This is a genomic window from Nocardia sp. NPDC055321 (genome assembly GCF_053645575.1).
This window is the reverse complement of sequence record NZ_JBSHMS010000025.1, coordinates 82388-102527: the sequence shown is the minus strand read 5'-3', so window position 1 is coordinate 102527 and position 20140 is coordinate 82388. Positions and strand designations below refer to the sequence as shown.

Sequence of the window (20140 nt, the reverse complement as noted above, 5' to 3'; positions counted from 1 at the left end):
CGGCGGTGCGCCTAGAACGGGTCGGCGGCGGCGCGGCGGATGACCTCGCGGGCCAGATCACCGTGCAGCGCGTCGATCGGACGGCCCGGGAGCGACTCGTCCACCGTGTACACCCATTCGAGGATCTCCTCGTCGGTGTACCTCGCGTCGTGCATGACCGTGATGAGGCCGGTCAGATGCTTGGCGATGTTGCCGTGCGCGTCGAAGAACTCCTCCGGGATCCCGAGCACGCCGTCGCGGCGCACCGCGATGATCTGGCGATCGCGCAGCAGCTGATGCACCCGGGTCACGACCAGGCCCATGCGGTCCGCGACGTCGGGCAGCGGAATCAGGGTCACCGAGGCGGGCAGGACATCATCGCTGAAAGGGATGGCACTCACCCGGACAACGGTAGTCTGTCGCCTCGCATCCGCCGCATCACACCCCGACCCGACTACCATCGGGTCCAGCCGCAGAGAGCGGCTGTTCGTCGGAAGGGTTGCAGTTGATCGGCCAGATGCTGGAAGGGCGCTACCGCATCGACGCGCCGATCGCGCGCGGCGGTATGTCCATGGTGTTCCGAGGGGTGGACACCCGGCTCGACCGTCCGGTCGCCATCAAGGTGATGGATCCCAAGTTCGCCGCCGATCCGCAGTTCCTCACCCGCTTCGAACTCGAGGCCCGCGCGGTCGCCAAACTCAAGCATCCGTCCCTGGTCGCGGTGTACGACCAGGGCCTGGACGGCGATCACCCCTTCCTGGTCATGGAACTGGTCGAGGGCGGCACCCTGCGCGAGCTGCTGCGCGAACGCGGGCCCATGCCCCCGCACGCGGTGCGCGCGGTCGCCGAGCCCGTGCTGGCGGCCATCGGCGTCGCGCACGCGGCCGGGCTCGTGCACCGGGACATCAAACCGGAGAACGTCCTCATCTCCGACTCCGGCGAGGTCAAGATCGCCGACTTCGGCCTGGTGCGCGCGGTCGCCGCCGCGAACATCACCTCCGACAGCGTGATTCTGGGCACGGCCGCGTACCTGTCCCCCGAGCAGGTCACCAGCGGCAGCGCCGATTCGCGCAGCGACGTGTACTCCGCGGGCGTGCTCATCTTCGAAATGCTCACCGGGCGTACCCCGTTCACCGGGGACACCTCGATCTCGGTGGCCCTGCAGCGCGTCGAGAAGGATGTACCCAGCCCGAGCCGTTTCATCGCGGGCGTGCCCGCCGAGTTCGACGAACTGGTCGCGCACGCGACCGCCCGCGAACCCGGGCACCGCTACGCCGACGCCGCCGAGATGGCGGGTGAGCTGCGGCGCATCGCGCACGAGCTGCGCCTGCCCGAGTACCGGGTGCCCGCGCCGCAGGACTCGGCCGAGCACCTCAGCGCCCGGTACAAGGCCGTGACGCCCGCACCGGCGGCCGCGCCGGCCCCCGGGCGCCGCCGGAACACCCCGCCCCCGCCCGGCGCGACCGACCTCACCACCCGGCTGCCCGCCGAAACCCCGGCGCCGCCGCCGCAGCAGCACACCCGGGTCATGACCGCGGCCCGCGAGATCCCCCCGGACTTCGCGCAGCCGCCGGCCCCCGCGGGCGCGCCGCCCGGCCGCGGGGACTACCACTCCGAGCTCATCGAGAACGGCAGCAGATCCCGGCGCACGGTGATGGTGTGGCTGGGCGTGGTGATCACCCTGGCGCTGCTGCTGGGCATCGGCGGCTGGTGGCTGGGCATGGGCCGGTACGAGGCGGTGCCCTCGATCGCTGGCCTCGACACCCAGCGCGCGGTCGCCGCCGTCGAGGCCGCGGGCTTCGAGGCCGAGACCAAGCAGAAGGCCTCGGACATCATCCCGGTGGGCAACGTGGTCGGCACCGATCCGCCCGCCGGATCCAAGCTCACCAAGGGTTCGACGGTGGCCGTGCTGGTCTCGAGCGGCAAGCCCCGGGTTCCGGAGGTCGCGCCGGGCGCGGACGTGAACACCGTCAATCAGGCCATCAAGGATGCCGGGCTGACCCCGGTGGACGCGGGCGAGGTCGGTAGCGCGGCCGCGAAAGGCACGGTCGCCAAGGTGGATCCGGTGCCCGGGACCATTCTGCCCGCGGGCGCGAACGTGAAGGTGTTCCGCAGCAAGGGTTCCCTGCCGGTGAAACTCCCGGATCTGAGCGGCAAGACCGAGACCGAGGCCCGCGAGACCCTGGAGAAGGCCGGGCTCACCGTCGGCGGCACCCGGAACGAATTCCACCCCAAGATCAAATCCGGTGAGGTGGTCGGCACCGATCCCGCCGCGGGCTCCACCGTCGAATCCGGCAGCGCCGTCACCCTGATCCTGAACGACGGCATCGAAGTACCGAACGTGCTGGGCAGCACCGTCGCCGCCGCCCGCGCGAAACTGGAGGCCCTGGGCCTGCAGGTCACCGTCCGCCAGCTGGCGTCCAACGACAATTCCCTGGTGATCTCCCAGAGCACCGGCGTCGGCAACAACGTGGAATCCGGCGCGACCATCACCCTGGTCGCTATTCCCTAGCGGCACAACCGCATTCGCCTCGAACAGCGACGCGGCCCGATCCGAGGGGATCGGGCCGCGCGCGTATCGCCTTGTCGCCGAGCGCCGTCGCGCGCCCGGCCGCAGGACTCAGCGCAGCATTTCCGCCACGAGGAACGCCAGCTCGAGGGACTGCTGGGTGTTCAGGCGCGGATCACAGGCGGTCTCGTAGCGATCCGACAGATCCAGATCCGAGATGTCCTGCGCGCCGCCGAGGCACTCGGTGACGTTCTCGCCGGTCAGCTCGATGTGCAGGCCGCCCGGGTGGGTGCCCAGCGCGTGATGCACCTCGAAGAAGCCCTGCACCTCGTCGACGATGCGGTCGAAGTGGCGGGTCTTGTAGCCGTTCGAGGTCTCGTGCGTGTTGCCGTGCATGGGATCGCACTGCCAGATGACCTGGTGCCCGGTGGCCTGCACCTTCTCGATGATCGCGGGCAGCACGTCGCGGACCTTGCCGTTGCCCATGCGCGCGACCAGGGTCAGGCGGCCCGGCTCGTTGTTCGGGTCCAGGCGCTCGACGTATTCCACGGCCTGCTCGGGCGTGGTGGTCGGGCCGATCTTGAGACCGATCGGGTTGGCGAGCAGTTCGGCGAAGGCGATGTGCGCGCCGTTCAGGGCACGGGTGCGCTCGCCGATCCACAGGAAGTGCGCCGACAGGTCGTACAGCAGCGGCTCACCGGTGACCGGGTGCTCGCTCAGGCGCAGCATCGCCCGCTCGTAGTCCAGGACCAGGGCCTCGTGCGAGGCGTACAGGCGCGCGGTGGACAGGTTCGGATCGTTGACCCGGCACGCCTTCATGAACGCCAGCGCGCGGTCGATCTCGATGCCCATGGCCTCGTAGCGAGCACCCGCCGGGGACTGCGCCACGAACTCGCGGTTCCAGTTGTGGACCTGGTGCAGGTCGGCCATACCGGCCGAGGTCATGGCCCGCACCAGGTTCATGGCGGCCGAGGCGTTGGCGTAGGCGCGCACCAGCCGCGACGGATCGTGTTCGCGCAGCGCCGGATCGGCGACGAGCGAGTTGACCATGTCACCGCGGTAGGAGATGAGGCCGAGGGAGTCGGTGTTGGACGAGCGGGGCTTGGCGTACTGGCCCGCGATACGGGCCACCTTCACCACCGGCAGGCTCGCGCCGTAGGTCAGCACCACGGCCATCTGCAGCAGCGTGCGGATGTTGCCTCGAATATGCGGTTCGGTGTTGTCCGCGAAGGTCTCCGCGCAGTCACCGCCCTGCATGAGGAACGCTTCCCCGCGCGCGACCTCGGCCAGGCGGAGCTTGAGCTCCTCGACCTCGGCGGGCACGCAGATGGGCGGCACGCTCTCGAGTACGGTCCGCATCTTGGCGGCCTGATCCGGGTCCCAGCCGGGCTGCTGCAGCGCCTCGCGGGATAGCGCGTCGTCCAGACGCCGGCGCAGCGCCGCGGGCAGCGGAGGGAGTTCCGGCAGGCGATCGATCGGTACGTCGACGGTCCAGTTCACGTGTCAAGAATACGGACCGCGACAAACCGTGCGGACCTCACCCAGGGCTGAGAAAAACCACACCGTCGCGGGTCTGTTTCGATGAACCGGCGCGGCCGCGAACCGGTACCGTCCGCCCACCCGGAAGCGCGCCGGACCCGGAACCTAGGCTGATCCCGGATGATCTTCCCGGATCATCCTCATCCCGCGCCGGTGGGTTGTCGACAGCGGCCGCCGACCGAGGAGTGGACCGTCTCTTTTGCGCTATTTCTATGATTGCGAATTCATCGAGGACGGCACGACCATCGACCTGGTCTCCATTGGCGTGGTGTGCGAGGACGGCCGCGAATACTATGCCGTCTCCACCGAATTCGACGCCGAGAAAGCCGGGCCGTTCGTCCGGCGCTACGTGCTGCCGCAGCTGCCGCCGCCCGCCTCGCCGCTGTGGCGCAGCCGGGAGAAGATCCGCGAGGACCTGTACCGGTTCCTGGTGCCGCGCACGGGAGTAGAGCCCGAGCTGTGGGCGTGGGCGAGCGCGTACGACCACGTGGCGCTGTGCCAGCTGTGGGGGTCGATGGTGGACCTGCCCAACGCGCTGCCGCGGTACACGAACGAGCTGCGCCAGCACTGGGAGCAGCACGGCAAGCCCGCACTACCCCCGGTACCCAAGGACGCGCACGACGCGCTCGCGGACGCCCGGCACAATCTGGCCAAGTTCGAGGCCATCGAGGCACACCGGCGCCTGCGGACCTCCTGATCCGAGCCCGGGGGCGCGCCGGACGCCGCACCCCGGACGCCGGGATCACCGACAGCGAAAGGCCCCGGGAGACTTGGTCTCCCGGGGCCTTTCGTCCGGTCCGATCACCCGTACGCGGTGATCAGCCCGCCATGGTCTGCGGAATGCGATCCACGTCGGGGCGGCTGCCCGAGGGCACGCCGTCCTTCAGGCTCGCCGCGTACACGTCGACGTACTCCTGCTCGCCCATCTGCATGAGCTCGTACATGATCTCGTCGGTCACCGCGCGCTCGACGAAGCGGTTGCCGCCCATGCCCTCGTACCGCGAGAAGTCGATGGGCTTGCCGAACTTGACGGTCACCTTGCGGGGCCGCCAGCGGAACGGCCCGGGCGGGCAGACCTCGTCGGTGCCGATGAGCGCCACCGGGATCACCGGAACACCGGTCTCGAGCGCGAGCCGGGCGACGCCGGTCTTGCCCTTGTACAGCCGGCCGTCCGGCGAGCGAGTGCCCTCGGGGTACAGGCCGACGAGCCGGCCCTCACCGAGCAGCTTGCGCGCGGTGTTCAGCGCGCTCTCCGCGGCGCTCGCACCGGTGCGGTCGATCGGGTACTGACCCGTGCCGCTGAAGAAGAACCTCTGCAGGCGGCCCTTGAAGCCGGGCGTGGTGAAGTATTCGGCCTTGGCCAGATACGTGATGCGTCGCGGGCTCGCCAGCGGGGTGAAGAGCCAGTCCGTGAACGACAGATGATTTCCGGCCAGAATCGCGGCGCCGTCGGCGGGGATATTCTCCACACCCTCGACCTTGGGCCGGTTGATCAGCTGGATGAGCGGTCCCACCAAAACGAATTTCAGCAGCCAGTAGAACATTGCGTCCTTTCCCCTGTTTCGATACCCGGGACCGGCCTCGTTGCGGGCACCACATTCAAATCCCGACTCTACCGCTGAGACCTGGCGGTGACCAACCGCCCACCGCCGTACGGCTGTGATTCACATCGAATTCACCGGGCGTCACAAATCAGCGCAGCGGACCCGCGGGCACCGCGTCCCGGCCGACCTCGAGCGCCGCCCGCGCCAATTCGGCCGCGCCGATCATGCCCGCCGCCTCACCGAGCTGCGCGGTGCGAATGCGGGCCAGCGGACGATGCCGCGCCCCGGTGATGGCCACCGAGTAGTGCTCGCGCGCCGCGTCGAGGAACAGCGGCGCCGAGGTGCTCACGCCGCCGGCGACCACGATCAGGTCCGGGTCGAAGATGTCGCTCACCCCGGCGAGTCCGAGCCCGAGCCAGCGCGCGAAATCGGCCATCACATCCAGGGCGACCGGATCGCCGTCCTGCGCCGCGCCCGCCACCCGCCTGCCGGTCAGCGAATCGGGATCGCGATCGGCCTCGCGGCTCAGCAGCGCCGAGCGCTGCGGATCGGTGGCCAGCAATTCCAGTGCGGTGTCCACCAGCGCCGTTCCGCTGCAATACCTTTCCCAGCAGCCGCGTTTACCGCAGGCGCAGGCCCGGCCGTTGGGGACAACCGTCAAATGGCCGAGTTCGGGCGCGACGCCGTAGCTGCCGCGATAGAGCTGCCCGCCCACCAGCAGCGCCGCGCCGATACCGGTACCGATGGCCACCAGCACCACGTTGCGCCCGCCGGCCGCCGCGCCGAAGCGGTACTCGGCCCACATGGCGGCGTTGGCGTCGTGTTCGAGGATGACCGGCAGCCCGAGCCGATCGGTGAGCCGCTGCGCCACCGGCGCGTCCTCCCACGGCAAATGCGGGGCGAACCGCACCGTCGCCCGGTCCTCGTCCACGAAGCCCGCGACCGCCAGCCCGACCGCGCCGATGGCGTGCCGGGCACACAGCTCCCGCACCGCGCGGGCCAGGCCGTCCTCCAGGGCGCGCGCCGACTGCGGGGTCGGCGCGGTGACGGTGTCGAGGACCTCGCCCGAGCCGTCGACGACCGAAGCTCGAATATTGGTGCCGCCCACGTCGATTCCCACCGTCAGGGGCACCTGCGTCCGGCCCCTCATGCCTTGATGGTCACATCTATCGGGATGTATCCGGACCGCGCCCCCCGTCGGTCACGGCCGGTCTGCGCCGCACCGTGCCCGGCCGGACGCTGATCCGCGGCACGACCCGGCTGCGCGTCACCGGGCCGGCGCGCCGTACCCGGCCCGCGACCGAGGGGATCCTCGGCGGGCCGGTCGGCGGACGAATCATGGCCGCCCGCAGCGCCTTCGGTCGCGGCGTCGGCGCTCGTATCCGGGCGGGCCCCGGCGGCCGGATCACCGGACCGCGCGGCCGCGGCCCCGGACCAGCTCGCGGCGGACGAATCATGGCCGCGGGCACGGCGTTCGGCGGCGACCGCCTGCGCCCCCGCGGCGAACTTGGCCAGCAGGCCGCCCAATCCGGCAACCGCGCTGCCGTGCGCGGCACCGCGGGTACCCGCGGCGTCGGCGCCCCGCGCACCGGGCGAACCGGCCCCGTGCGCACCGGCGGAATCACTCTCGCGGCCGGTGGAATCGTCGGCCGCGGAGCCGGACTCGGCCGCGGCGCCACCCGCCCCGGCGAGATCCTCCGGATCGGTCATCCCGAAACGCTGCTCCGGCGCGCTCCGATGCCCGTACGAATCATGGAGCCACGCATGATATTCCGGCGAGTCCGGATCCAGATCCGGCGGAATCAGCGGCTCCACCGGAACCCCCGCGAGCGCCTCGCGCAGCACGGTGACGATGGCGGTGCCGTGATCGGCGATGGCCGCCACCACGTCGTGATGCTCACCGCGCACCACCGCGGCCGCCGCGCACACCGGGCACCAGCTGCAACTCGACCACTGGATACGCCCGTCGGCCGCGGTCCGGCGCAGCACCGGTTCGACGCGTTCGAGCACGGCCTCGGCGAGCAGTCGCAATTCTTCGGCGAACTCGCTGAAATTATCGTCCGGGTGCCCGGCGCGCGGATGATCCTGGGAGGTCGTCATTTCGGCCAGACCTCGGGGTCCGGGCGGAAGCGGATCACCAGGTGATCGCCGTCGAGTTCGGCGGCCTCGACCGTGCACCGCCGCAATACCGGCGCCAGCCGCAGCCGGCGCCTGACCCCGTCCGCTCCCACGATCAAATCGTCCTCCACTCGTCCCAGCTGCAGGGTCGACGGATCGACCACGGGCAGATGCATACGCATCGCGAACACCGAGTCCAGACCCGTCCCCGATTCGTGCCGCACCTGCGGCCCGCCGGAGCCGGACAGCACACCGTCCGCATCTGAGCCAAGCATAGGGATACCGCCCCCGCCTACCCAGTCACCACTCGCATCGATCCCCTGCGAGAGCGCCGTCAATGCCGCCAGTCCCACCGGTTCGGTCCCCGCGTGCCGTACCACCCGCACCGGTATCCCGCCCATCCGCTTGCGCAAATCCTCGACGACGGCGAGTTGTTCCGCCTGTCGATCGGAATACCACCGCACGGCCGGATGATGCGCGGCCGGCGCGGGCGTGCCGAACCAGGCGGCCGCGCCGCTGCGGCGCGTGGTCCAGGCCGCGACGGTCGCGGTGTCGTCGTCGGGGCCCAGCAGCGCCGGTTCCCCGGACACGAACGCGGCCGAATTCGACTGCGCGGCGGGCGGTTCGGCCTCGATCAGATCGGGCAGCACCTTGTTGACCAGCACGCCGGTCAATTCCAGGCCCAGCAGCGCGGCCGCGGACCGCACCCGGGTGGATTCGGCCACCGCGACCTGTTCGGGCGCGGTGACCAGGCGGGCGGTGGTGCGCGAGCGGTCCGCGAGCAGATCGCGGGCCGCGGTGACCAGGGTGACGATCTGCTCCACCGACACCGCGATCATCGCCTGCCGGAAATCCCCGCCCACCGAGGTCAGGGCGCGCGCGTGCGCGGGCCACACCCGATCCAGATAACCCAGCAGGGTGTCCGGCGCGGTGACGATGCGGAGCATGTCGGCCGAGGGCGGGCAGTCCAGCACGATGACGTCCCACCGGCCGATACCCGCGAAATCGGTGATCTCGAGCAGGGCCAGCAGTTCCTGGATGCCGGGCAGGCCGGTCAGCTCCGCGGGATCCAGCGCCGAGACGTCTATGCCGTGCTCGTTCTTCGCCCCCGAGAGCAGCAGCAATACCGTGCGGAAGCGATCCTCCAGCAGCGCAAGGGAATCCACCTCGATCACATCGAGGCCCGGCTGCACCGCGGCCACGCCCGGCACGCTGCCCGGCTGATGCCGGAACCGGAAACCCAGGGCGTCGCCGAGCGAATGCGCCTGATCGAGCGAGGCCAGCAGCACCCGCTCCCCCGCGCGCGCGTAGGCGAGCGCGGTCGCGCACGCCAGCGTCGTCTTCCCCACCCCGCCCTTGCCGACGAACAGCTCCACGCGGGTGGAGCGCGACGGGCGTCCGGTCGTACTCGCGGTCAGCCTTCGACCCGTTTCTTGAGTTCGGTCAGCGCGGTATCGGTGATGACCTTCTCGGCCTTGCGTTTGAACATGCCGATCATCGGGATGTTCAGGTCCACCGTGAGCTCGTACACCACTTCGGTACTACCGTCGGGCAGCTCGAAGAGTTCGTAGGTGCCGTCCTGCGCCTTCTGCAGCTCCCCGCCGATCAGCGTCCAGCTGACCGCGCGGCCGTCGGGCCGCCAGGTATAGGACAGGGTGTAGGTGTCCTTCACGACGCCCGCGTCCAGCACGAAACGCGCGGTCCGCGCGCGCCCGCGCGGGTCCTTGTCGAGCACCTCGACCGAACGGGCCGCGGCGACCCATTCCGGATACGACTCCAGATCCGCGATGACGGCCATCACTCGTTCCGAGGGGGCGTCGATCACGATCGACCGTTGGGTGCGATCGGCCATGGGAGGCAACGCTTCCTTTCCAGCTGCGGCGGCGGAATCTTCGAGCGGAGAGAACCGGGCGGAGTTCAGAGCGCGGCGGGGGCGACGCCGGCCTTGCGGCCGGCCTCCAGACGAGCCTTGATCTCGAAGGACATCGTCTTCCCGGCGACCCGGCGGGCCCGGTTGGCGGCCATGAGATCGCGCGCGGACATCGACTCCACGCCCTTGGGCTCGGCGTGCATGAAGTAGTGCAGGATGACCCCGTCGAGCATGGGCTCGAGCCAGACCTCCATGGTCCCGGTGGCGCCGCCCGCGATGGTCCAGCGAATCCCCTTGTCGGCGCGATCCTCTCGCACCTGCAGTTGCAGATCCGGCCACCAGCGACGCCAACGGGCCTTATCTGCCAGGACCTGCCCCACGGCGGCGCCCGGCGCGGCGACGAAGGTCTGGTCGGCAACCTGGATACTGCTCACTCGGCTGAGCCTAGCTCAGATCGCCGGCACGTTCGTATCCAGCAGTTCCCGCAGCCGCACGCCCATGCGATCCCAGCGCCATTGCCGCTGCACCCAGGCCCGACCGGCCGCGCCCATGCGGGCCGCGGCGTCGCGATCGGACAGCACGGCCACGATCGCGTCGGTGATGGCCGCGGTCGAGCGCCCGTCCACCACGTGGCCCGTCTCGCCCTCGCGCACCGTTTCGGGCGCACCACCGGAATCGCCCGCCACCACCGGAACCCCACTGGCCGAGGCTTCCAGGAACACGATGCCCAGACCCTCGACGTCCAGGCCGAAACCGCGGGTGCGGCACGGCATCGCGAAGACATCGGCGATGGTGTGGTGCGCGGCGAGTTCGGCCGAAGGCACCCGGCCGGTGAACACCACGTCGTCGGCGACGCCCGCGGACCTGGCCAGCTGGCGCAGCTTCTCCTCGTACGGCCCGCCGCCCGCGATGACGAGCACCGCGCCGTCGATCCGGTCGCGAATGTCCTTCATGGCCACGATGAGCGCGTCCTGCCCCTTGCGCGGGACGAGCCGCGACAGGCACAGCACGGTGGGCCGATCGCCCAGCCCGTAGCGTTCGCGCAGGACGGCGCGGGCGGCCGGATCGGGCTTGAACACCTCCGAATCCACCGCCGGGGGCAGGTATTCCAGGGCCGCGTCGACCCCGAAGGCCGCGGAGAACCGGCGGCGGGTGTACTTGCTGACGTAGGTGATGACGTCGGTGTCGTCGCCGATCGCGCGCAGCGCCTGGCGCGCGCCCGGCAGCATCGACCAGCCGACCTCGTGTCCGTGCGTGGAGGCCACGATGCGCTCGGCCCCGGCCCGGCGCAGGTGCGGCGACATGAGCGCGAGGGGCGCGGCCGCGCCGAACCACACCTGTTCGCACTGCTCGTCGCGAATCAGCTTGGCGGCGCGGCGCATGACCAGCGGCGTCGGCAGCATCAGGGTCGTGGGGTGGCGGACCACCTGGAACGGCTGCTCGGCGTCGAACCTCCGGTGGCTGTCGCCCTTCCAGCGGGGCGCGTACACCACCAGATCATCGGGCGGCAGCTGCATCGCGAGCGCATGGACATAGGACTGAATACCTCCCGGTCGCGGCGGGAAATCATTGGTAACCAGCAAGGTTCGCCCCATGTGCCCAACCTACTGCACCGGCGCCGACCGCGATCCCCGCCCCGAAACCTCGCACCCCGACACGGCATCCGCGCGCGGGCGGCCAGGCGTGCCACGCGCGCCGGACCGGCGCGTCGCATTCGACCGAACCGGTTGGAATGCCCGGTTCGAGCCCCGCGCCTCGGAAACGATCAGGCCGGAAGGCTTCTCACGCGCCTTCGGTGCTGCGCGAGGTGATCCAGGCGCGCCAGCCACTCAGGAAATCGTCGTAGGAGGTGGCGATGACCGCGCGGAACACCGCGTCCACCGCGGCGCGATCCTGCGGCCCCCGCGCCAATTGCCGGTAGAGCCCGGTCAATCGGTCCTCGCCGTAGCGATCGGCGAGGAACGCGCACGCCGACCAGGCCTGTTCGTAGGCGAGGGCGGCCTGCCCGCTCGCGGGCTCGAACACCGCGTCGGCGGGCAGATCCCCGGGCAGCGCCGCGGTGCGCGCCCGTGCGGTCAGCGTCGGCGCGATCTCGGCGACGGTCTCGGCCGAACCGCGGTGCGCGGCGTATTCGGCGAAACCCTCGAGCAGCCACTGCGGGGCGTCCTCGGCGGTCACCGCGCGGGCGGCCACGTGGGTGAGCTCGTGCCGCAGCACCGTGCGCAGACCGTCGGGGCCGAGCCGCCGGCCGGCCTCGGGTCCGAAGACCACGCGCTGCCCGGTCGGCTGCGCCCCGGGATGGAACACGTCGGAGATGGTCGCCGCCGCGACTTCGGCCGGGACGTCGCCGGTGGCATTGGTCAGCGCGGCGAATTCGGTTGCGCTGGCGGCCACGACCACCACCGGGGCCTGCGACCACTGCGGGCCCCACAGCGCGGTCACCGCGAGGGTGGCGGCGGCGAGTTCACCGGCCAGCACCTCCACGTCGGCGCTGCGCGACGCGTGCCCGAGCACGATCCCGCTGCGGCCGTCGCCGGTGCCGACCGTTTCCGCGATGACCTTGCCGTACCCCTCCATCAACCGTTTGACCTGCGGCACTTGCGGATCCGAGGCGGTGACCTGACCGCTCTCGGGGCCGGGCACCACCGCGCGCAGCTTCGGCAGCACCGAATTGGGCAGCATGAGCAGCGCGCCGCAGGCCGCGGTCAGCCCGGTCACCATGACGAGGACGAGGCAGAACTCGAATCGCCGCTTGGCCGAGAACCAGCCGCGAACCTGTCGCAGTGCGCTCATTGCCACCTCGTGTTCGGGCGCGGCGTCAGTACCGGCGCGCGGAATGGAACGGTGTCGAACCCATCGGCGCCACCTGCACCGGCACTCCGAACGTGGAGGCGTGCAGCATCAAACCATTGCCCGCGTAGATCCCGACATGTGAGACCTCAGAGTAGAAGAACACCACATCGCCGGGCTGCAGGTCCTGCTCGGCCACGGGCGTGCCGAAGTTGGACTGCTGCTGGCTGGTGCGCGGCACGCTCTTGCCGACCTGCTTGAACGCCCACTGCACCAGACCGGAGCAGTCGAATTGATCGGGACCGACCGCACCCCACACGTACGGCGCGCCGACGCGGGTGAGCCCGGCGGCCAACGCGCTGGTGCCGCTGCCGGGAACGAGCCCGCGCAGCAGGGTGTCACGGTCGAAGCCGGGCGGGAACATCGATCCGGCGAGGGCGGACTTGTCGCCCGCGGAGAGCTGACCCCACGCGGCGATCACGCCGGCGATGGAGCCCTGCAGCTCCGAGCGTTTGCGTTCGAGATCGGAGCGCAGCGCGTCGGCGGCGGCGAAGGCCGCGCGCGCGGTGTCGGCGGCGCCGCGGGCCGCGGACTCCGCGGCGGCGGCCGCGTCGCTGACCTTCTTGTACTGGCTCAGTTGATTGTTCGTGCGCGCGGCGGCCAGGTCGATGATGGACATCTGGTCCAGCAGCTGCTGCGGGGAATCGCTGACCAGCAGCGAGGTGAGCTGATTGGTGCGGCCGCCGACCAGGGCGGCGGTCGCGGCCCGGTCGATGGCGGGCCGGAAGCGGTCGATCTCGGCGCGGGCCGCGTCGAGCGCCCCGGCCGCGTCGGCGGCGGCGGTGTCGGCGGCCGTGGCGGCGACGATCTTGTTGTCCAGGTCGGTCTGCGCGTTGAGCGCGGCCTGGTTGAGTTGCTCGGATTCCCGGGACAGATCGATCAGGCGCTGGACGGCGTCACCGGCCGTGGCGGGTGCGGCGACCGGATCCGCGACCGCGGGTCCGGTTGCGGCACTGCCGATCACGAGGACACCCACCGTGAGGGCCCCACCCACCAGTTGTCTGGTGCGTTGCTTCCGCTGCTGCGCTGCCACCGTCGGCATGTCCCGTTCTCTTACCCCAAGCCGGAAAAGAAGGTCTCGATAAGATTACGAAACAGCGGCCGCATATGTCCAGCAGGCCACGAAACCATTACGGCCGCCGCTTCGTCCGCAGGTCACAGACCTGCGGTTGGTACTAGATCCGGCGGGCGCCGTCGAACGGCATGGACGAGATCGGGGCGACCTTGACCGGCTGACCGGAGGTCGAGGCGTGCACGACATTGCCGTCGCCCACATAGATTCCGGTGTGGCCGCCGCCGTAGAACGACACCACGTCGCCGGGCTCGAGTGCGTCGGCCGACACCGGGTAACCGGCGTTGAGCTGCTCATAGCTGGTGCGCGGCAGGTCGATTCCGGCCTGCGCGTACGACCACTTGACCAGACCGGAGCAGTCGAAGGCGTTCGGGCCGGTGGCGCCGTAGACGTACGGCGAGCCGATGCGGCTCATGGCGGCGTTGACGGCCTCCTGGCGCGGGCTCACCTGGGGAGCGGCCGGGGCGGCGGGCGCGGGGACCTCGACGCCGGGGATGGCCGGGATGGTCACCGGGAGGGACTCGGGCACACCGGGAATGCCGGCGGGCAGCTGAATCGCGTCCGGCACATCGAAGGTGCCGACGCCCGGGATAGTGACCGGCTGCGCCGAGGCGGGCGTAGCGGGCAGCAGCAGCGCGCTCAGCGTGGCAGCGCCGACGGCACCGGCCGAGAGGGCCCGCTTGACGGTGTTGGTCGCCATGGTGAGGTACTTCCAATCTGCCCCGCGACGCCGCACCGGTTTGGTGGGTCGGACTCCGCGAGGTCTCAGGAAGATTACGAGCGCATAACGGTGCTTTGTAAAGCCGCGACCAACGCCGGGTGGCCTGGAATTGTTACGTGCCGTCATTTCGCTGCGACAAACGTCACAGCAATCACGAAACGATAACAACGCCCGAATTGCCAGGAGCGTCCGAACCGCTACCCGCCGGTAGGTTACCCGGGCCCACAACCCCCTCTTCCAGGCACGATTCCCTATAACAGCAGGTCGGGCACACCGTGAATAATCAGGCCCTGACCGGGGGATGTGCCGAGCGGGTGATCACGACCCGACTGGGACAGCACTCGGCGCCCGCCGCCGGGGCGGCCACGCCACACCCGGCGGTATTCATATCATTACCGAATCACTGTGACCCTAGTCACAAACTGGCATACTTCCGCAATTCGGGGATTGCATCTTGAGAATCTCGAGCAGATAAACGGACATTTCTCGGATTAGCGCCGGGTGGCCGTTCGGGACCCGAACCGCCGCCGTGACCGGCCGGGAAGCCATCATCGCAGGTCCCGGCGATACCGCCCCCGGGTGTCGTACCCCCGCCCTACGATTTCGGCTCGTGCCCGAACAGTTGGCCTTCGACGAGCTCGAAACCCCGCTCTACGCGACCACTTTCGTGGTCGTGGATCTCGAAACCACCGGGACCAGCCCCGATGGCGACGCCATCACCGAGATCGGCGCGGTCAAGGTGCGCGGGGGCGAAGTGCTCGGCGAGTTCGCGACACTGGTGAATCCGGGCCGGGACATCACACCGCAGATCGTGCAGATCACCGGAATCACCACCGCCATGGTCATCGACGCGCCCCGGATCGAGTCGGTGCTGCCCGGATTCCTGGAGTTCGCGCACGGCTGCGTCCTGGTGGCGCACAACGCCCGTTTCGACACCGGGTTCCTGCGCGCCGCCGCGGCGCGGATGCAGGTGCCCTGGCCGCCTTTTCAGGTGCTGTGCACGGTGCAGCTGGCGCGGCGGGTGCTGGGCCGGGACGAGGCGCCCTCGGTGAAGCTGTCGGTGCTCGCGCAGCTGCTCGGCGCGCAGACCCAGCCGACGCACCGCGCGCTCGACGACGCGCGCGCCACCGTGGACGTGCTGCACGCGCTCATCGGGCGGGTGGGCAATCAGGGCGTGCACAGCCTCACCGAGCTTCTGGACTACCTGCCCGAGGTGACGCGCCGCCAGCGCGCCAAACGGGTGATCGCGGCGGATCTTCCGGCCACCCCCGGGGTGTATCTGTTCCGGGGGCCGTCCGACGAAGTCCTCTATATAGGGACGGCCGTGAATCTGCGCCGGCGCGTGCGCGGCTACTTCACCGGGTCGGACACCCGCCCGCGCATGCGCGAGATGGTGCAGCTGGCCACCCGGGTCGATCACGTCGAGTGCGCGCACGCCCTGGAAGCCGGTGTGCGCGAACTGCGTCTGCTGCTGGCGCACGCCCCGCCCTACAACCGCCGCTCGAAGTTCCCGCAGCGCGCCTGGTGGCTCACCCTCACCGAGGAGCCGTTCCCGCGCTTCGCCGTCTCGCGCACCCCCACCCGGGATGCCCTGGGCCCCTTTCATTCCCGGACCGAGGCAACCGAGACAGGAATCACCCTCGCCGAGAATTCCGGCTTGCGCACCTGCACCACCCGCCTGCCCCGCACCGGACGGCACGACTGCCCGCCCGCGGTTGTCGGCGGCTGCCCCGCGGCCGCCGAGAACACACCCCTATATATAGAGGAGTACGCGCACGCCCCGGACCGTGTCCGCGCCCTGTTCGCGGGCCGCTCCCCCGAAGTCCTCGAGACGATCCGGGACAAGCTCGAAACCCTCTCCCGCGCAGAACATTTCGAGGCCGCGGCCCGGCTGCGTGATCGCACCCTCCCGGTGATCCGCGCCCTGCGCCGCACCCAGCGCCTGGCCGCCCTGGCCCGCATCCCCGAGTTGGTCGCCGCCCACCCCGACGGCGCGGGCGGCTGGCACTTCGCCGTGATCCGCTACGGCCGCCTCGCCTCCGCCGGCAACGCCCCCCGCGGCATCTCCCCGATGCCGACGGTCGACCGCCTGGTAGCCGCCGCCGAGACGGTGATCCCCGAACCCCTGCATCCCCTCCCCACCACCGATCCGGATGCGCCCGAACCCCTCTCACCGCCGTATCCCCCACTACACGGCGCCCTCCCCGAGGAGACGGCCCTGCTGGTCCGCTGGCTCGAACAACCCGGCACCCGCATCGTCCGCACCACCCACGCCTACCACGAGCCCCGCCACGGCGCGGGCCCCTGGCTGGCCTGGGCCGCCCGCGCCGAGGCCGCGGCAGAGCTGGCCGGCACCGAACAGCCCGGCACGGAATCAGCAGCGGCCGAGCACGATCGGTGAGCCGACAGCTCGGATCGCGTCAGCGGGGACACGGAGTCAGGATGCGCGGCACTGATCGTCGTGCTCGTGGTGCGCGATCACAGCCAGCAGTTCACGCACCCACGCCGGTCGCTGCTCACCGACTCCGGCCATCGCGAGATCGGCCTCGATCAGCGAACGAATATAGGCGGACTGGGAAAGGCCCAGCGTCTGTGCTCGCGACTTGCACGCCCTGTCGAGTTCGTAAGGCATCTTGATCGACCGGGGGACGAACACCGGCTCACTGTCGGGACCGACAGAGATCCCCAGTTCGGCTTCGGTCACGGTCTCGCCCGTGAGTTCCAGGCGGTCCTTGATCGCCGCGACCTCGTCGGGACTCATGTCGTGGAACGGATCAGTCATCGTGGTTCGCCTCCCAGCGTGCGAAGTCGGCGATCTGCTCGGGGGTGAGATAGGTCGCGTCGAAAATGTATATGTCCGGGCCGTTGTGGCGGGCATACACGGCAACGGCCCGAAGACACGTAGTCCGGTCGCAGGATCCATGGCACGCGCCAGCCGCACTCGGCGCTTGCCCGTCTGCCACGCGTTCACCATGTCGAACACCTCGTTGATGTCCACGCCAGTTTTCGCCAGCATCTGGGCCAGTGCCCAGAACCATTCGACTGCCACGGGGGTGAGACTACCCACGAGACTACCAGCATGGTGCCGGTTGGTGTTCTGTCCGAAGTGCCGTGATGCCAAACGGGGAAGGCCCCGAGTCGTAGTCGACTCGGGGCCTTCCCTTTTCGCTGTATCTCAGTGGCCGTGCTTGTCCACCGAGCCGGCGCCGTCCTGGTAGTTCTCCAGGGCCGCGAGCATGTCGTGCTCTTCCTTGTGGGCCAGAGCGGCGTTCTGCTCGATCTCGGCGATCGGGTCGGCCTTCATGAACGAGCCGGAGCCGGGCTTGCCGGCCGAACCCAGCTTGGACATCTTCTTGGGCACCGGGGCGCCCTGGTATTCCAGCGGGATCGGGTGGCCGTGCGAGTCCACCGGGCCCAGCGGCTGGTGGATCTCGATGTACTCACCGTGCGGCAGGCGCTTGATGACACCGGTCTCGACGCCGTGCTCGAGCACCGCGCGGTCGCTGCGCTGCAGGCCGATGCAGAAGCGGTAGGCCACGAAGTACGCGAGCGGCGGCAGCACCAGCAGACCGATGCGGAAGATCCACGTGGTCGCGTTCAGCGAGATGCTGAACTTCAGCGCGATGATGTCGTTGACGCAGGCCAGGGTCAGCACCAGGTAGAAGGCGATGGCCATGGCGCCGATGGCGGTACGAACCGGCACGTCGCGCGGACGCTGGAGCAGGTTGTGCCGGGCGTCGTCGCCGGTCAGCTTCTTCTCGATCCAGGGGTACAGGATCAGGACGGTGAAGACCAGGCCCATGACGAGCGCGACCCAGAACACGGCCGGAACCGTGTAGCGGCCCAGGTAGAGCTCCCACGGCGGCATGAGGCGCGCCATGCCGTCGGTCCACATCATGTAGAAGTCGGGCTGCGAACCCGCCGAGACCTGAGACGGGTTGTAGGGACCCAGGTTCCAGATCGGGTTGATCTGCAGCACGCCGCCCATGAGGGCGATGATGCCGAGGGTGAAGGCGAAGAACGCGCCCTGGTCCGCGGCGAACACCGGCACGATGCGGGCGCCGACGACGTTGGTCTCCTTGCGGCCCGGTCCGGGGAACTGGGTGTGCTTCTGGTACCAGACCAGGGCGACGTGCGCCGCGATCAGGGCCAGCAGGATGCCCGGGATGAGCAGCACGTGCAGCACGTACAGACGCGGGATGATCAGGTTGCCCGGGAAGTCGCCGCCGAACAGCAGCCAGTGCAGCCAGGTGCCGATGACCGGAACACCGATGGTGATGCCCGAGAACGCCGCGCGCAGACCGGTACCCGAGAGCAGGTCGTCGGGCAGCGAGTAGCCGAAGAAGCCCTCGAACATGGCCAGGATGAGCAGCAGCGAGCCGATCACCCAGTTGGCCTCACGCGGCTTGCGGAAAGCGCCGGTGAAGAAGATGCGGAACAGGTGGATGATGATCGACGCCGCGAACAGCAGTGCCGCCCAGTGGTGCACCTGGCGCACGAACAGACCGCCGCGCACCTCGAAGGAGATGTTCAGCGAGGTCTCGTAGGCCCGCGACATGGTGACGCCGCGCAGCGGCTCGTAGGCGCCGTCGTAGACGACCTCACTCATGGACGGGTCGAAGAACAGCGTCAGGTACACACCCGACAGCAGCAGGATGATGAAGCAGTAGAGCGCGATCTCACCCAGCAGGAAGGACCAGTGGGTCGGGAAGACCTTGTTGATCGACCGCTTCACGAACGCCGCGGCGTGATACCGCTCGTCGATTTCGTTGGCCTGTGCGACCACTTTGCTAGGGCTCATGAACGACGCTCCCAGAAGGCCGGTCCGAGGGGCTCGATGAAGTCGTGTACGGCGACCAGGTAGCCCTCGGAGTTGACGGTGATCGGCAGCTGCGGCAGCGCACGAGCGGCGGGACCGAAGATCGGCTTACCCCATTCGGTCGCCAGGAACTGCGACTGGTGGCAGGGGCACAGGATTCGGTTGGTCTGCTGCTCGAACAGCGAGGTGGGGCAGCCCAGGTGGGTGCAGATCTTCGAGTAGGCGAAGTAGTCGCCGTAGTTGAAGCTCTCCTGGCCCTTGCGCTTGATGGCGGCCTCGGCGTCGGCGGTGCGCAGGCGAATGAGCATGACCGAGTTGCGGATTCCGCGCAGCGACTGGAAGGTCGCGTGGTGGTCACCGCGCCATTCTTCCTTCCAGGGGAAGACGGTCTCCATCGAGCCGGCGTCCAGGTCCTCCGGGCGCACCAGGACGATGTCCTCGGGGCGGCCGGTGTCGCGGCGCAGGTAGATGGTCTGGCCTTCGTAGTCCGGGGTCCAGCCCGAGACCCACAGCGGCGACTTGTCGCCCTTGGCCCACGGGTTCTTGACGCAGCCGCCCAGGAACACCAGCAGCGCGCCGATGCCCAGGATGCCCGCGCCCGCACCCGCACTGCGGGTGATCATCTTGCGGCGGCCCAGCGTGGAGGTCTCCCCCGCGTCGGCGAGCTGCGCGCCCAGGGTGCGGCGGTTGACCTCGGAGGACATGCCGTCGTGGCGTTCCTGGATCGAGATCTCGGCCGGGATGAACTTCTTGCGGATGAGCACGGCGGCGACGCCGATGCCGAGCACCGCGAGACCCATGGTGATGCCGTAGAGCGGGGTGGCCAGCGTGTACGCGGCGTTGCCCTCTTCTCCGCGGCCCTTGTACTCCCAGGGCCAGAACAGGAACACGCCGATGAGGGCGAGTCCGGCCAGCACCGAGATGCCGAACCAGGTGGCGACCTGACGCTCGGCCCGCTTCTCGGCCTTGGTGCCGGGGACGGGCCAGCGCGGTGCGCGGTAAACGACGTCGACGCCGTCCAGCTTGGTGCCGAGGGCGACGAGCTCATCGCGCGACATGGCGTCGAGCTGCTCGTCGGTGTAGTCCGCACCGGTGGGGTTGTCCCCCATGCCTTTTTGC

Annotated in this window: 18 protein-coding genes; 3 read left to right on the top strand and 15 right to left on the bottom strand. The window is 69.8% G+C overall.

What is annotated here, in order from left to right:
• Window positions 1-11: 11 nt before the first annotated feature.
• The gene (locus ACWIGI_RS32425) at window positions 12-380 is read right to left on the bottom strand and encodes an Rv2175c family DNA-binding protein (RefSeq protein ID WP_454206790.1); all 369 of its coding nucleotides are present in this window, start codon (window positions 378-380) and stop codon (window positions 12-14) included.
• Window positions 381-484: 104 nt separating this feature from the next.
• Here ACWIGI_RS32425 and pknB point away from each other — a divergent pair, with 104 nt between their 5' ends.
• Entirely contained in the window at window positions 485-2491 is a 2007-nt protein-coding gene (gene pknB / locus ACWIGI_RS32420; RefSeq protein ID WP_454206788.1) for a Stk1 family PASTA domain-containing Ser/Thr kinase, read from the top strand.
• Window positions 2492-2599: 108 nt separating this feature from the next.
• On the opposite strand, the gene ACWIGI_RS32415 is transcribed toward pknB, so the two are convergent.
• Window positions 2600-3988 carry a class II 3-deoxy-7-phosphoheptulonate synthase gene (locus ACWIGI_RS32415; RefSeq protein WP_454206786.1) on the bottom strand — a complete coding sequence of 463 codons (1389 nt, stop codon included), beginning with the start codon at window positions 3986-3988 and terminating at the stop codon, window positions 2600-2602.
• Between the two features lie 238 nt (window positions 3989-4226).
• Here ACWIGI_RS32415 and ACWIGI_RS32410 point away from each other — a divergent pair, with 238 nt between their 5' ends.
• Window positions 4227-4724, top strand: a complete 498-nt coding sequence (locus ACWIGI_RS32410) for a polyadenylate-specific 3'-exoribonuclease AS (protein ID WP_454206785.1) — start codon at window positions 4227-4229, stop codon at window positions 4722-4724.
• 121 nt (window positions 4725-4845) lie between these two features.
• Here the strand turns inward: ACWIGI_RS32410 and ACWIGI_RS32405 are convergent, their stop codons facing one another.
• The 10 genes from ACWIGI_RS32405 to ACWIGI_RS32360 all read right to left on the bottom strand — a co-directional run bounded on the left by ACWIGI_RS32405 (window position 4846) and on the right by ACWIGI_RS32360 (window position 14181).
• A complete protein-coding gene (locus ACWIGI_RS32405) occupies window positions 4846-5571 on the bottom strand; it encodes a lysophospholipid acyltransferase family protein (RefSeq protein WP_454206784.1) in 726 nt (241 codons plus the stop codon).
• 148 nt (window positions 5572-5719) lie between these two features.
• On the bottom strand, window positions 5720-6721 hold the full coding sequence (locus ACWIGI_RS32400) for an ROK family glucokinase (protein WP_454206782.1): 1002 nt from the start codon (window positions 6719-6721) through the stop codon (window positions 5720-5722).
• Window positions 6718-7671, bottom strand: a complete 954-nt coding sequence (locus tag ACWIGI_RS32395) for a hypothetical protein (RefSeq protein WP_454206780.1) — start codon at window positions 7669-7671, stop codon at window positions 6718-6720. The genes ACWIGI_RS32400 and ACWIGI_RS32395 overlap by 4 nt, the downstream gene beginning before the upstream one ends.
• Complete coding sequence (locus tag ACWIGI_RS32390; RefSeq protein ID WP_454206815.1) at window positions 7668-9059, bottom strand: ArsA family ATPase; 1392 nt, start codon at window positions 9057-9059, stop codon at window positions 7668-7670. The genes ACWIGI_RS32395 and ACWIGI_RS32390 overlap by 4 nt, the downstream gene beginning before the upstream one ends.
• 44 nt (window positions 9060-9103) lie before the next feature.
• Window positions 9104-9541: an SRPBCC family protein gene (locus ACWIGI_RS32385; protein WP_454206778.1), complete on the bottom strand. Its 438-nt coding sequence runs from the start codon at window positions 9539-9541 to the stop codon at window positions 9104-9106.
• Between the two features lie 65 nt (window positions 9542-9606).
• Window positions 9607-9993: a polyketide cyclase / dehydrase and lipid transport gene (locus ACWIGI_RS32380; RefSeq protein WP_454206776.1), complete on the bottom strand. Its 387-nt coding sequence runs from the start codon at window positions 9991-9993 to the stop codon at window positions 9607-9609.
• 15 nt (window positions 9994-10008) lie between these two features.
• Complete coding sequence (locus tag ACWIGI_RS32375; RefSeq protein WP_454206774.1) at window positions 10009-11154, bottom strand: glycosyltransferase family 4 protein; 1146 nt, start codon at window positions 11152-11154, stop codon at window positions 10009-10011.
• A 187-nt stretch (window positions 11155-11341) separates the two neighbouring features.
• Entirely contained in the window at window positions 11342-12352 is a 1011-nt protein-coding gene (locus ACWIGI_RS32370; RefSeq protein ID WP_454206772.1) for a peptidase MA family metallohydrolase, read from the bottom strand.
• Window positions 12353-12377: 25 nt separating this feature from the next.
• The gene (locus ACWIGI_RS32365) at window positions 12378-13451 is read right to left on the bottom strand and encodes an NlpC/P60 family protein (protein WP_454206770.1); all 1074 of its coding nucleotides are present in this window, start codon (window positions 13449-13451) and stop codon (window positions 12378-12380) included.
• Window positions 13452-13584: 133 nt separating this feature from the next.
• A complete protein-coding gene (locus tag ACWIGI_RS32360) occupies window positions 13585-14181 on the bottom strand; it encodes a C40 family peptidase (protein WP_454206768.1) in 597 nt (198 codons plus the stop codon).
• Between the two features lie 631 nt (window positions 14182-14812).
• Between ACWIGI_RS32360 and ACWIGI_RS32355 the strand changes: the two genes are divergently transcribed.
• Window positions 14813-16603 (top strand): DEDD exonuclease domain-containing protein, encoded by a 1791-nt coding sequence (locus tag ACWIGI_RS32355; RefSeq protein WP_454206766.1) that lies wholly within the window; start codon window positions 14813-14815, stop codon window positions 16601-16603.
• Between the two features lie 36 nt (window positions 16604-16639).
• Here the strand turns inward: ACWIGI_RS32355 and ACWIGI_RS32350 are convergent, their stop codons facing one another.
• The 3 genes from ACWIGI_RS32350 to qcrA all read right to left on the bottom strand — a co-directional run bounded on the left by ACWIGI_RS32350 (window position 16640) and on the right by qcrA (window position 20130).
• On the bottom strand, window positions 16640-17251 hold the full coding sequence (locus ACWIGI_RS32350; protein WP_454206764.1) for a hypothetical protein: 612 nt from the start codon (window positions 17249-17251) through the stop codon (window positions 16640-16642).
• Between the two features lie 126 nt (window positions 17252-17377).
• The gene (qcrB, locus tag ACWIGI_RS32345; protein ID WP_454206762.1) at window positions 17378-19003 is read right to left on the bottom strand and encodes a cytochrome bc1 complex cytochrome b subunit; all 1626 of its coding nucleotides are present in this window, start codon (window positions 19001-19003) and stop codon (window positions 17378-17380) included.
• A complete protein-coding gene (qcrA, locus tag ACWIGI_RS32340) occupies window positions 19000-20130 on the bottom strand; it encodes a cytochrome bc1 complex Rieske iron-sulfur subunit (RefSeq protein ID WP_454206813.1) in 1131 nt (376 codons plus the stop codon). Before qcrA ends, qcrB begins: the two co-directional genes overlap by 4 nt.
• Window positions 20131-20140 lie beyond the last annotated feature (10 nt).

Coding starts and splice junctions, on each gene's coding strand:
- ACWIGI_RS32405 (WP_454206784.1), bottom strand. CDS start 5,571: ATGTTCTACTGGCTGCTGAAATTCGTTTTGGTGGGACCGCTCATCCAG.
- ACWIGI_RS32400 (WP_454206782.1), bottom strand. CDS start 6,721: ATGAGGGGCCGGACGCAGGTGCCCCTGACGGTGGGAATCGACGTGGGC.
- ACWIGI_RS32395 (WP_454206780.1), bottom strand. CDS start 7,671: ATGACGACCTCCCAGGATCATCCGCGCGCCGGGCACCCGGACGATAAT.
- ACWIGI_RS32385 (WP_454206778.1), bottom strand. CDS start 9,541: ATGGCCGATCGCACCCAACGGTCGATCGTGATCGACGCCCCCTCGGAA.
- ACWIGI_RS32375 (WP_454206774.1), bottom strand. CDS start 11,154: ATGGGGCGAACCTTGCTGGTTACCAATGATTTCCCGCCGCGACCGGGA.
- ACWIGI_RS32370 (WP_454206772.1), bottom strand. CDS start 12,352: ATGAGCGCACTGCGACAGGTTCGCGGCTGGTTCTCGGCCAAGCGGCGA.
- ACWIGI_RS32365 (WP_454206770.1), bottom strand. CDS start 13,451: ATGCCGACGGTGGCAGCGCAGCAGCGGAAGCAACGCACCAGACAACTG.
- ACWIGI_RS32360 (WP_454206768.1), bottom strand. CDS start 14,181: ATGGCGACCAACACCGTCAAGCGGGCCCTCTCGGCCGGTGCCGTCGGC.
- qcrB (WP_454206762.1), bottom strand. CDS start 19,003: ATGAGCCCTAGCAAAGTGGTCGCACAGGCCAACGAAATCGACGAGCGG.
- qcrA (WP_454206813.1), bottom strand. CDS start 20,130: ATGGGGGACAACCCCACCGGTGCGGACTACACCGACGAGCAGCTCGAC.